This window comes from Sphingomonas yantingensis, assembly GCF_014199325.1.
GTDB classification, from domain to species: domain Bacteria; phylum Pseudomonadota; class Alphaproteobacteria; order Sphingomonadales; family Sphingomonadaceae; genus Sphingomonas; species Sphingomonas yantingensis.
The window spans coordinates 29,916-42,553 of record NZ_JACIJJ010000005.1 but is presented as its reverse complement, the minus strand read 5'-3'; the positions used below and the strand labels follow the sequence as shown (position 1 = coordinate 42,553).

At 68.6% G+C, this 12,638-nt stretch carries 7 protein-coding genes; 6 read left to right on the top strand and 1 reads right to left on the bottom strand.

The window, feature by feature from the left end:
* The first annotated feature begins 53 nt into the window (after window positions 1–53).
* From glgB to treY, 5 genes are read left to right on the top strand one after another with little or no spacing between them, the layout of a single operon-like run.
* The gene (gene glgB / locus FHR19_RS15410; protein ID WP_184030302.1) at window positions 54–2,195 is read left to right on the top strand and encodes a 1,4-alpha-glucan branching protein GlgB; all 2,142 of its coding nucleotides are present in this window, start codon (window positions 54–56) and stop codon (window positions 2,193–2,195) included.
* Window positions 2,196–2,199: 4 nt separating this feature from the next.
* Window positions 2,200–4,302 carry a glycogen debranching protein GlgX gene (glgX, locus tag FHR19_RS15405; protein ID WP_184030300.1) on the top strand — a complete coding sequence of 701 codons (2,103 nt, stop codon included), beginning with the start codon at window positions 2,200–2,202 and terminating at the stop codon, window positions 4,300–4,302.
* On the top strand, window positions 4,299–6,005 hold the full coding sequence (gene treZ, locus FHR19_RS15400; RefSeq protein ID WP_184030298.1) for a malto-oligosyltrehalose trehalohydrolase: 1,707 nt from the start codon (window positions 4,299–4,301) through the stop codon (window positions 6,003–6,005). Before glgX ends, treZ begins: the two co-directional genes overlap by 4 nt.
* A complete protein-coding gene (malQ, locus tag FHR19_RS15395; RefSeq protein WP_184030295.1) occupies window positions 6,002–7,885 on the top strand; it encodes a 4-alpha-glucanotransferase in 1,884 nt (627 codons plus the stop codon). The genes treZ and malQ overlap by 4 nt, the downstream gene beginning before the upstream one ends.
* A complete protein-coding gene (gene treY / locus FHR19_RS15390) occupies window positions 7,882–10,233 on the top strand; it encodes a malto-oligosyltrehalose synthase (RefSeq protein ID WP_184030294.1) in 2,352 nt (783 codons plus the stop codon). Before malQ ends, treY begins: the two co-directional genes overlap by 4 nt.
* 135 nt (window positions 10,234–10,368) lie before the next feature.
* On the opposite strand, the gene FHR19_RS15385 is transcribed toward treY, so the two are convergent.
* A complete protein-coding gene (locus tag FHR19_RS15385) occupies window positions 10,369–10,983 on the bottom strand; it encodes a superoxide dismutase (protein ID WP_184030291.1) in 615 nt (204 codons plus the stop codon).
* A 180-nt stretch (window positions 10,984–11,163) separates the two neighbouring features.
* On the opposite strand from FHR19_RS15385, the gene FHR19_RS15380 reads away from it, so the two are divergent.
* Window positions 11,164–12,564: an APC family permease gene (locus tag FHR19_RS15380; RefSeq protein ID WP_184030289.1), complete on the top strand. Its 1,401-nt coding sequence runs from the start codon at window positions 11,164–11,166 to the stop codon at window positions 12,562–12,564.
* Window positions 12,565–12,638: the final 74 nt, after the last annotated feature.

The following is a 12,638-nucleotide window of genomic DNA, read 5'->3' as shown; positions in this document are numbered from 1 at the left end:
TGGCACTTCTTCGCATGCGCAGCGTTCGGGGAACTTAGGCGATTGGGGGTCGCATGGGGCAAGCATTTTCGAGCGAACTGCACTGGCTGCGCGATCCGTTCGCGTTTCTCGGCCGGCACGATAGCATCGTTCGCACCTTTCAACCGGGCGCCGAGCGGGTGACGTTGGTTGCCGGCGATCGCGAGATCGAAATGCAAGCCGATGGGACTGCGGGCCTTTTCACCGGCCCCGCGCCCATCGGCGCCTATCACCTCCGCACGACCTGGCCGGGCGGCGCGATCAGCGAGGCAGCGGACCCATACGCCTTCCCATCGCAGCTCGGCGACCTAGACCTTCACCTGCTGCGCGAGGGATCGCATTGGGACCTGCCGCTTCGGCTCGGCGCCAATGTTGAGTCGGTGGACGGTTTCGAGGGGACGCGCTTCGCGGTCTGGGCGCCGAACGCGCGTAGCGTCAGTGTCGTCGGCGACTTCAACAGCTGGGACGCGCGGCGGCTGCCGATGCGGTTGCGCCACGATGGCGGGGTGTGGGAGCTGTTCGTCCCCGGCGTCGGTGCGGGCGCGCGATACAAATATGCGGTGCTGGGCGCCGATGGCGTGCTGCGCGAAAAGGCCGATCCGCTGGCGCGAGCAGCCGAACTGCCCCCTGCGACCGGCTCGATCGTCGCGCCGGCCCCCGACTATGCCTGGACCGATGCCGAGTGGATGGCGGGCCGCGGCGATCGCCAGCATCCCGGCGCGCCCATCTCGATCTACGAGATGCACGCCGGATCGTGGCGGCGGCCGTGGCATGGCGGCGAGCATGACTGGGACGCGCTGGTCGATCAGTTGATCCCGTACCTGACCGACATGGGCTTCACGCATGTCGAGCTGATGCCGATCGCCGAGCATCCGTTCGGCGGGTCGTGGGGGTATCAGCCGCTGTCGCCCTTCGCGCCCTCTGCCCGTTATGGCGACGCGGCGGGGTTCGCGCGGTTCGTCGATCGCTGCCACGCGGCTGAGATCGGCGTCATCATCGACTGGGTGCCCGCGCACTTCCCCTCGGACGCGCACGGCTTCGTCCGCTTCGACGGCACTGCGCTCTACGAGCATGAGGACCCGCGCGAGGGCTATCACCCCGACTGGAACACGCTCATCTTCAACCTTGGCCGGCGCGAGGTGGCGGGGATGCTGATCGCCTCGGCGCTCTGGTGGCTGGAGCAGTTCCACGTCGATGCGCTGCGTGTCGATGCCGTCGCCTCGATGCTCTACCGCGACTACAGCCGGCGCGAGGGCGAGTGGGTGCCTAACGTCCATGGCGGGCGCGAGAATCTCGAATCGATCGCCTTCCTGCGCCGGATGAACGAGGCGGTGGCCGCGCGATGCCCCGGCGCGATCACCATCGCCGAGGAATCGACCGCCTTCCCCGGCGTGACCGCGCCGACCGATCACGGCGGCCTCGGCTTCACGTTCAAGTGGAACATGGGGTGGATGAACGACACGCTTCGCTATGTCGAAGAGGACCCGATCAACCGCCGCTGGCACCACGGCCTGATGACCTTCGGCCCGGTTTATGCCTTTTCCGAGAGATTCGTCCTGCCGCTCAGCCATGACGAGGTGGTGCACGGCAAGGGATCGCTGATCGCCAAGATGCCCGGCGACCCGTGGCAGAAATTCGCGAATCTCCGCGCCTATCTCGCCTTCATGTGGGCACATCCGGGCAAGAAACTGCTCTTCATGGGCGGCGAGATCGCGCAGTGGCACGAATGGAGCCATGACGGCCAACTCGACTGGGCGGCGCTCGGCGATCCGAACCATGCCGGCGTTCAGGCGCTCGTCCGCGACCTCAACGCGCTTTATCGGGCGGAGGGCGCGCTGCACCAGAGCGATGCCGACGAGCGCGGCTTCGCCTGGGCGGTGGGCGACGATGCGGCGAACAGCGTCTTCGCCTTTCACCGTCGCTCGGCCTATGGCGCGCCGGCGCTCCTCTGCGTCGTCAACATGACACCGGTGCCGCGCCACGGATACCGGATCGGGGTGGAGGCGGGCCGCTGGGCGCTCGCGCTCAACTCCGACGACCCGCTTTATGCCGGCAGCGGCCTCGACACGCCCGCCGCTTACAACTCACAGCCGCATCCCGCCCACGGGCACGACCATTCGATCGAGCTGACGCTGCCGCCGCTGGCGACCATCGTCCTTCGCCATCACGGAGCATGACCCCTTGACCCGCATTCCCGATCGCCTCGAAAGCGGCGCCCCCTACCCCCTGGGCGCGACGTTCGACGGGCTGGGCGTCAACTTCGCCGTCTTTTCCGCCCATGCCGAGAAGATCGAGCTGTGCCTGTTCGACGAGACGGGGCGACAGGAGATCGCACGCCTCGAACTGCCCGAATGGACCGACGAGATCTGGCACGGCTACCTGCCCGACGCACGGCCGGGGATGCTCTACGGCTTTCGCGCGCACGGGGCGTACGAGCCCGAGCAGGGCCACCGCTTCAACCCCAACAAGCTGCTGCTCGACCCCTATACCAAACGCACCTTCGGCCGCGTGCGGTGGAGCGATGCGCTGCACGGCTATCGCGTCGCCAGCCCCCGCGCCGACTTGAGCTTCGACCGCCGCGACAGCGCGCCCGCGATGCCCAAGTCGGTGGTGGTCGCCGACAGCTTCGACTGGGGTGACGATCGCCGGCCCAACACGCCCTGGTCCGAAACGGTGATCTACGAAGCGCATGTGAAGGGCCTCACCCGCCTGATGGAGAGCGTGCCCGCGACCGAGCGCGGCACGTACCGCGCGCTCAGCCACCCCGACGTGATCGCGCATCTCCAGCGGCTCGGCATCACTGCGATCGAGCTGATGCCCGTCCACGGCTTCGTCCAGGACCGGTTCCTGAAGGAAAAGGGGCTGGTCAATTACTGGGGCTACAACAGCCTCGCCTTCTTCGCGCCGGAGGCCCGCTATCTGGGGCGCGGCGATGCCGACGACCTGCGCCTCGCCGTCCGCCGCTTTCACGCCGCCGGGATCGAGGTGATTCTCGACGTCGTCTACAACCATACCGCCGAGGGCAGCGAGATGGGGCAGACGATGTGCTTCCGCGGCCTCGACAACGCGACCTATTACCGGCTGCAAAAGGACAATCCGCGCTACTGTGTGAACGATACCGGCACCGGCAACACGCTGAATCTCGACCAGCCGCGCGTGCTTCAGATGGTGATGGATTCGCTGCGCCACTGGGCCGAGAGCTATCGCATCGACGGCTTTCGCTTCGATCTGGGCGCGACGCTGGGCCGCACCGGCGACGGCGCGTTCGATCCCGGCGCCAGCTTCTTCGACGCACTGCGGCAGGACCCGGTGCTCGGCCGGGTGAAACTCATCTCCGAGCCGTGGGACATCGGGCCGGGCGGCTATCAGCTCGGCAACCACCCGCCGGGCTTCGCCGAATGGAACGACAAGTTCCGCGACAGCACCCGCCGCTTCTGGAAGGGCGATGCGGGCGTGCGGCCCGAGTTTGCCGCCCGCATTCTCGGCTCCGGCGACCTGTTCGACCGGCGCGCGCGGCGGCCCTGGGCCAGCGTCAACTTCGTCGCCAGCCATGACGGCCAGCCGCTGACCGACATCACCCGCTACGAACATCGCCACAACGAGGCGAATGGCGAAGACAATCGCGACGGCCATTCGGAAAACCTGTCGTGCAACTGGGGGGTCGAGGGGCCGACCGACGACCCGGCGATCACCGCCGTGCGCGAGCGGGTGCGCCGGTCGATGCTCGTCACCCTCCTCGCCTCGCTCGGCACGCCGATGCTGCTGGCGGGCGACGAGTTCGGGCGGACGCAGATGGGCAACAACAACGCCTATTGCCAGGACAACGAGATCAGCTGGCTCGACTGGAAACAGGCGGCGAGCGCGGAGGGCCAGAACCTTGCCCACTTCGTGCGCCGCCTGATCCTGATCCGCCAGCACTACCCGCTCGTTCGGTCGGCGACGTTCCTTTACGGCGAGGAGATCGCGCCCGGCATCCGCAACATCGACTGGTTCGACGAGCGCGGGCAGCAATTGTCGCCCGAGGACTGGCAAAACCCGGTTGGTAAGGCGTTGGTGATGCGCCGCGCCGCGATCCGCGAGGACGGGAGTTTCGAGGCGATCACGATGCTGATGAACGGGTCGGAGACGCCGCTGACCTTCAAGCTGCCCGAGCCTCACCATCATCGCCGCCTGCTGATCGACAGCGCGGATACCGAGATCGGCGAGGTCGACCTCGACGCCGCCGAGATCGAGGTGAAGGACCGCGCCGCGGTGCTGATCTACGCGAGCGGCCCCGTCGAATGAGGTGGGGGCCGGAACCGCTCGCGGGCGGCGGCACGCGCTTTTCGATCTGGGCGCCGGGCGTCGACACGCTGACGCTGGAGATCGAGGGCGCCGATCCGCTGCCGATGACGCGGGAAGCGGACGGCTGGTTCGCAGCCGACACCGATGCCGGGCCGGGTGCGCATTACCGCTTCCGCCTGCCCGACGGAACGGCGGTGCCCGATCCGGCGAGCCGCGGGCAGGCGGGCGACGTGCATGGCTGTAGCGTCGTCACCGACCCGGCCGCTTACGAATGGCGCGAAACTGGCTGGCGCGGGCGGCCGTGGACGGACGCGGTGATCCAGGAGGTGCATGTCGGTGTGCTCGGCGGCTATGCCGGCGTCATCGATCGGCTGGACGCGATCGCCGCGACGGGCTTCACCGCGATCGAGCTGATGCCGCTCGCCGCGACGGGGGGCATGCGCAACTGGGGCTATGACGGCGTGCTGCCGTATGCCGCCAATGCCGCCTACGGCTCGCCCGAAGAGCTGAAGGCACTGGTGGACGCGGCCCATGCGCGCGGACTGATGGTCCTCCTGGACGTCGTCTACAACCATTTCGGGCCGGACGGGAATTACCTCCCCGCCTATGCGCCGAATCTCTTCAAACCCGACGTCCACACCCCCTGGGGCGGCGCGATCGACTTCGCGCGCGAGCCAGTCGCGCGGTTCTTCATCGACAATGCGCTCTACTGGCTGGGGGAGATGGGGTTCGACGGGCTACGCCTCGACGCCGTCCACGCGGTCGGCGACAACGCGTTCCTCGACCGGCTGGCAGACGAGGTCCGCACCGCCTTCCCCGACCGCCACGTCCATCTGGTGCTCGAAAACGAGCACAACGACCCCGACCGGCTGGCCGGCAGCTACGACGCACAGTGGAACGACGACTTTCACAACGTCCTCCACGTCCTGCTGACTGGCGAAACGCACGGCTATTACCGCGACTTCGCCGAAGCGCCCGAGGAGAAGCTTGCGCGCTGCCTGTCGGAAGGCTTCATCTACCAGGGCCAGGGTTCGCCCAACCAAAAGGGCAAGCCGCGGGGCGCATCGAGCGGCCATCTGTCGCCGATCCGGTTCGTCAGCTTCCTCCAGAACCACGACCAGATCGGCAACCGCGCGATGGGCGAGCGGCTGACGCGTTTGACCGACCCCGCGCGGCTGCGTGCCGCGACAGCGCTGCTCCTTCTCTGCCCGCAAATCCCGCTCACCTTCATGGGCGACGAGGTCGGCTCCGAGGCGCCATTCCTGTTCTTCACCGATTTCCACGACGAGCTTGCCGATGCCGTTCGCAACGGTCGCCGCGGCGAATTTGCCGGCCATCCTGGCTTCGGAGATGCCGATGCCCGAGAGGCGATTCCCGACCCCAATGCCCGCACGACGTTCGAGGCGTCGCGCCCCCTGCCCGGCCCCGACGCCGTGGCTTGGGAGGCGCTCTACCGCGGCCTGCTGACGATCCGGCGGGAACGGATCGTGCCGCTGCTCGCCGACGCGATGGCGATCGGCGCGGAAGTGATCGGCGATCGCGCCGTCCGCGCGCGCTGGCGGCTGGGGGAGGCGGTACTGACGCTGGCGATCAACCTGGGTGACGCGCCGGTCGCGGCGACGGGCGAAGGCGAGCGGTTGTTCGCACTCGGCGAGGTGGGCGACACGCTGCCGCCCGCGTCGTTCGCCGCATGGCTCGCATGAGCGACGACGCCGTCCGCCAGCTTGCCGAAGCGGCGGGCGTCCTGATCGACTGGGAAGATGCCGACGGCCAGCCGCAGCGCGTGTCGGTCGAAAGCCTGCGCGCGGTCCTGTCGGGTCTCGGCCTCGATTGCGACAGCGCCGGGCAATGCGCCGACAGCCTCGCGCGGCTGCGCGCCGACACGGCCGAGACGTGCCGCGTCGTCGATGCCGGCACGCCGCTGACCGGGTTCGAGGGGCCGGCGCGGCTGATCCTCGAAAGCGGATCGGTGATCGACGTGCGACCGGGCAGCCCGGTGCAGGCGATCGGCTATCATCGGCTGGAGCATCGCGGCGGCGAGATCGAGCTGATCGTCGCCCCGCCGCGCGGCGCGGCACTCGATGCCGGCGAGCGGCTGTGGGGCACCGCGGTCCAGCTCTATTCGCTGCGCGGGGACGGCGCGATCGGCGACTTCGCCGCGCTTGCCGACTTCGCGGGCGAGGCCGCGCGGGCGGGCGCCGACGCGCTGATGCTCAGCCCCGTCCACGCGCTCTTCACCGCCGATCCGGGCCGCTACAGTCCCTATTCGCCGTCCAGCCGCCGCTTTCTCAACCCTTGGTACGCGCCCGTGGATGCGCCCGATCCCGGCGGCGACCTGATCGACTGGCCGAGTGCGGTCGACGCGCGGATGGCCGCCCTACGCCGTGAGTTCGCGAAGCCCGATCCGGCGTTCGACCAGTATCGGGCAGAGGCCGGCGACGACCTGCGCCGACATGCGCTGTTCGAGGCGCTGTTCACGCATTTCGGCAAGCGCGGCTGGCAGGATTGGCCCGCCACCTATCACGACCCCGACGGCGACGCCGTAACCGCCTTCGCGCGCGAGCATGAGGCCGAGATCGACTTCCACCTCTATGCCCAGTGGCGCGCCGAGACCGCGCTCGCCCGCGCCGCCGAGGCGGCCGGGGCCATGCGCATCGGCCTGGTCACCGACATCGCGGTGGGCATCGACGTGGGCGGCAGCCATGCCTGGACCGCGGGCGACGAGCTGATGCTCGGCATCGGCATCGGCGCGCCGCCCGACGCGTTTCAGGCGGCGGGGCAGAATTGGGGGATTACCAGCTTCTCGCCCGTCGCTTTGAAAGCCAAGCACTACCGCCCGTTCATCGACCTGCTGCGCAGCGCGATGGCGCATGCCGGCGGCATCCGCATCGACCATGCGCTCGGCCTCCGCCGGCTGTGGGTGGTGCCGAACGGCGCCTCTCCGCTCGACGGCGCGTATCTGCGCCAGCCCGAGGATGCGCTTCTTCGCCTGATCGCGCTCGAGAGCGCGCGGGCGAAGGCGATCGTGATCGGCGAGGATCTGGGCGTCGTCCCGCCCGGCCTGCGCGAGGCGCTGACAGACCGCGGCATCCTCGGCATGCGCGTGCTACCGTTCGAGCGGACCAAGGACGGCGGTTTCGTCGCTGCTGCCGATTACGACGCCGACGTGGTGGCGATGACGAGCACGCACGACCTCGCGCCCGTCGCCGGCTGGTGGCGGGGCACGGATCTTCAATGGCGCGCCGATCTTGCCGGGAAAGAGCCCGATCTCGAAGGCCGCGCCACCGAACGCGAGGCGTTCTGGCGAGCCGCCACCGACGGAGGCGTGGCCGACGGCGCGCTGCCCGACACGCCCGACCCCGCGGTCGATGCCGCCGCCGCCTTCGTCGCGGCCACGCCCGCGGCACTCGCGATCGTGCCGGTCGAGGACCTGCTCGGCCTCGACCAGGCGCCCAACCTGCCCGGTACGGTGGACGAGCATCCCAACTGGCGCCGCCGCCTGCCCGCCCCCGCCGCCGACCTGTTCGCGAGGCTCGACGTCGCCGCGCGCATCGACCGCATCAAGAAGGAACGCCGGCGATGACCCCGCGCGCCACCTATCGCATCCAGTTCCACGCCGGCTTCACCTTCGCCGACGCCGCCGGCCTTGCCGATTATCTCGCCGACCTCGGCATCAGCCACCTCTATGCTTCGCCGATCACTACCGCGAAGGCGGGGTCGATGCACGGCTACGACGTGGTCGACCCGACGACGATCAACCCGGCGCTGGGCGGCGAGGACGGCTTTCGCGCGATGGCGGCGGCACTTCGCTCGCGAGGCATCGGGATCATCATCGATATCGTCCCCAATCATATGGGCGTCGGGGGCGACGAGAACGCTTGGTGGCTCGACGTGCTCGAACACGGTCAGGCGAGCCGCTACGCCCGCTTCTTCGACATCGACTGGGCGCCCACCGGCAAGCTCCTCGCGCCATTTCTTGGTGAGCCCTATGAAAAGGCACTGGCGTCCGGTGCGCTGCGGGTCAGAGACGACGGCGCGGCGATCATCGCCCACGACGCGCACCGCTTCCCCATCCGGCCCGAGGACCGCGAAGCGGTCGCCGCCGATCCACGCGCCTATGACGACCCCGATCGCCTGCACAAGTTGCTCGAACGCCAGCATTACCGCCTCGCCTGGTGGCGGACCGCGGCGGACGAGATCAACTGGCGGCGCTTCTTTGACATTACCGAGCTCGCCGCGCTGCGGATCGAGAACGAGGCGGTGTTCGTCGCGGTCCATGCGCTGCCGCTGCTGCTTTTTTCAGAGGGGCTGATCGACGGGCTGCGCATCGACCATGTCGATGGCCTGTCCGATCCGCCCGGCTACTGCCGGCGCCTGCGCGCGGCGATGGAGGAACGGCGGCCCGGCGGCTATCTGGTGGTCGAGAAGATCCTCGCCGCCGACGAGGCGCTACCTCGGTCATGGCAGACCGACGGCACCAGCGGCTACGACTTCATGAACGAGGTCGCCGCCCTCCTCCACGACCCGGCGGGCGAAGCGCCACTGACCGCGCTCTGGACCGAACTGAGCGGTCGCCCCGGCGACTTCCATGCCGAGGAACATGCGGCGCGGATCGAGACGCTGGAACGGACCTTCCCCGGCCAGCTCGATACCGTCGCCGAGGCTTTCCATGCGATCGCTGGGCGGGACGTGACGAAGGGCATGATCCGCCGCGCGCTGATGGCTACACTGATCGCGTTCGACGCCTATCGCAGCTATGCCGGCAGCGACGAAGACAACGGCCAGCGCCTGCGCGCCGCCGCGACGCGTGCCGTCACCGCGCCGGGCGAAGAGAACCTGCCAGCGCGCCTCATCGAATGGATGCTGACCCGGCCGGAAGCGCGCGACGCCGCGCGCCGGTTCGAGCAGCTTGCCGCCCCGCTCGCGGCCAAGGCGGTCGAGGATACCGCCTTCTACCGCTACGGCCGCCTGCTCTCGCGCACCGATGTCGGCTTCGATCCCGCGCGGTTCGCGCAAGGTCCCGCCGCGTTCCTCGATCGCATCGCAGGCCGTGCGCGGGACTTTCCGAACGCGATGCTCGCCACCGCGACGCACGACCACAAGCGCGGCGAGGACGTGCGCGCGCGGCTGGCGGTGCTGAGCGAAATGCCCGGCGAATGGCGGGCGATGGTCGAGGGGCTGGCGCTTGCCGACCGCGGGATCGACGCGGCCGATGGGTATATGATCCTGCAGACGATCGTGGGTGCTTGGCCGATGGCGGGCGATCCCGCCACGGACTTCGCGGAGCGCATCGGCGAGTGGACGCGCAAGGCGCTGCGCGAGGCGAAGCTGCGCTCATCCTGGACCGCGCCGGACGAGGCGTATGAGGCGCGGGCGATCGCAGTCGCCGCGGCGTTGATCGCCGAGCCGGCCGTCGCCGCCTTCGCGCACCGGATCGCACCGGCGGGTGCGCTGGGCGGCCTCGTCCAGACGGCCTTGCGCCTGACGCTCCCCGGCGTGCCCGATACCTATCAGGGCGCCGAGTTCTGGGACCTGAGCCTCGTCGATCCCGACAATCGCCGGCCGGTGGATTACGCGACGCGGCGGGAGATCACCGCGTGGCCTGACGCGGACTGGCAAAGCGGCCGGGTCAAGCAGGCGCTGATCGCTCACGCGCTTCGCCTGCATGCGGACCATCCCGAGTTGTTCGCAGCGCCGGTGGCCCCGCTTGCGATAACCGGCGAACGCGCGGCCCACGTGCTCGCGTTCGAGCGGCGGGCGGGCGATGCCGCGCTGCTGGTGGTGGTCCCGTTGCGCGCCGGGGGCGGCGTCGCCGGGCGGCCGATGGTCGACTGTGACTGGTGGGGGGATACGGCGGTCGAGACGCCGTCGGGCTCGCGCGCCGTGGCCGATCTGCTGAGTGAGCGGCCGTTGCACGTAGAGGTCGCCTGACTCCTCTCGTCACCCCAACCTTGATCCGAGGTCCCGCTTCTTCTCGCCGTGGTGAAGAAGTGAAGAAGCGAGATCCCGGATCAAGTCCGGGATGCCGTGGAGGGGAGGACGTTTGGCCCTCCCCCCGCACGCTGGTTACGCCGTCGCGTCGGCAAACCTCTTCGACACCGTGTTCCAGTTCACCACGTCCCACCACGCCTTCAGATAGCCGGGGCGGTCGTTCTTGTAGGTGAGGTAATAGGCGTGCTCCCACACGTCATTGCCAAGCAGCGGCGTGCCCTTTTCCTCGGCCACGTCCATCAGGGGATTGTCCTGATTGGGGGTCGAGGTGACCTTGAGCTTGCCGCTCTCGTCAACGATCAGCCACGCCCAGCCCGAACCGAACTGGCCCGCACCCTTGGTGTTGAACTCTTCCTTCAGCTTGTCGAGCCCGCCGAAATCGCGGTCGATCGCTGCCTGAAGCTCGGCGGAGGGTTCGCCGCGCTCGTCCTTGGCGCCCATCGTCTTCCAGAAAAAGTCGTGGTTCCAGTAACCGCCGCCGTTGTTGCGCACCGCCGTCGACGCCGACGAGATGTTGGCGATAATCTCCTCGATCGACTTGCCCTGAAGCCCGTCCTTCTCGACGCCTTCGTTCAGCTTGTTGGTGTAGGCCGCATGATGCTTGTCGTGGTGGAACGTCATCGTCTCCTTGTCGATCACAGGCTCCAGCGCGTCATAGGCATAGGGCAGCGGCGGCAGTTCGAAGGCCATGGATAATCCCTCCTGGGGGTTGGCGATTGGGTTCGGCGAGAGAACGCCGTGCATCCTCAATGGGTCCGCCAAACTCGTTTCGCAACCGTGCCGGCCATGCTTAAAAATGTCAGTCGGTTGATCCGATGGGACGAGCGTGAAAGGAAGGTCGCCAACGATACGATCAACGGGGAGTGCAACATGTCGATCCTGGGACCGCGAAAGGGGCTGGAGGCGGCCGCGCCGCCCGGCGGGGGCCTGAAGAAGACGCTGGGCTGGCCGCACCTGATCGCCCTTGGCGTCGGCGCGATCGTCGGCACCGGCATCTACACGCTGACTGGCGTCGGGGCCGAGCGGGCGGGGCCGGCGGTGATCCTGGCCTTCCTGATCGCAGGGGCGGTCTGCGCGTGCGCCGCACTCGCCTACGCCGAGCTCGCGACGATGATCCCCGCGGCGGGCAGCGCGTATACCTTTACCTATGCCGCGATCGGCGAGACGTTCGCCTGGATCGTCGGCTGGGCGCTCATCATCGAATATTCGCTGGTCTGCTCGACCGTGGCGGTCGGATGGTCGGGCTATCTAGTGGGGTGGTTGCAATCGGCGGGGCTGGACCTGCCGACCGCGCTGCTCGCCGGGCCGCATGCCGGGGGGATCCTCAACCTGCCTGCCGTCCTCGTGGCGCTCGCCGTCATGGGCCTCCTGATCGCGGGAACGCGCGAGAGTGCGACGCTCAACATCGTCCTCGTCGCGATCAAGCTGATCGCGCTGACCATCTTCGTCATCTACGCGCTGCCGGCGTTCAAGGCGGAGAACCTGACGCCGTTCATGCCCTATGGCTTCGGCTCGCACACCGTCAATGGCACCAGCAAGGGGGTGATGGCGGCGGCCGCGATCGTGTTCTTCGCCTTTTACGGCTTCGACACGGTGGCGACTTCGGCCGAGGAAGCGAAGAATCCCACGCGCGATCTCAAGATCGGAATCGTCGGGTCGATGATCGCGTGCACGACCATCTACATGGTCATCGCGCTCGCCGCGGTCGGGGCGATGCCCTATCTCCAGCTCGCCAACTCGCCCGAACCGCTGGCGCTCGTCCTGCGTTCGGTCGGCCAGGTTACCGCCGCACGCGCGATTGCGCTCGCCGCGATCGTGGCGCTTCCGTCGGTCATCCTCGTCTTCATGTACGGCCAGAGCCGCGTTTTCCTCGCGATGGCGCGCGACGGGTTGCTGCCGCAGGGGCTGGCGAAGCTGAGCGACAAGGGCGCGCCGGTGCGGATCACGCTGCTCTCCGGCCTCGTCAGCGCGGCGATCGCGGGCTTCTTCCCGATCGACGAGCTGGCGGAGCTCGCCAATGCAGGCACGCTGGTCGCGTTCATTGCGGTCGCGGTCTGCATGATGGTGCTGCGCCGCACCGCACCCGACGCCAAGCGCCTGTTCCGCTGCCCGGCACCGACGCTGGTCGGCACGCTGGCAATTATCGGCTGCCTCTACCTCTTCGCCAGCCTGCCCGCGACGACGCAGGGCCGGTTCGTGATCGCGACGATGATCGGGCTGGCGATCTATCTGGCGTACGGGCGGCGCTACAGCCGGCTCCGAGCGGGATAGAATTCACTCGTCACCCCGGCCTTGAGCCGGGGTCCCGCTTCTTTGCTCGGCCCGAAGAAGAAGAAGCGGGACCC

Coding starts and splice junctions, on each gene's coding strand:
- glgB (WP_184030302.1), top strand. CDS start 54: ATGGGGCAAGCATTTTCGAGCGAACTGCACTGGCTGCGCGATCCGTTC.
- treZ (WP_184030298.1), top strand. CDS start 4,299: ATGAGGTGGGGGCCGGAACCGCTCGCGGGCGGCGGCACGCGCTTTTCG.
- malQ (WP_184030295.1), top strand. CDS start 6,002: ATGAGCGACGACGCCGTCCGCCAGCTTGCCGAAGCGGCGGGCGTCCTG.
- treY (WP_184030294.1), top strand. CDS start 7,882: ATGACCCCGCGCGCCACCTATCGCATCCAGTTCCACGCCGGCTTCACC.
- FHR19_RS15385 (WP_184030291.1), bottom strand. CDS start 10,983: ATGGCCTTCGAACTGCCGCCGCTGCCCTATGCCTATGACGCGCTGGAG.
- FHR19_RS15380 (WP_184030289.1), top strand. CDS start 11,164: ATGTCGATCCTGGGACCGCGAAAGGGGCTGGAGGCGGCCGCGCCGCCC.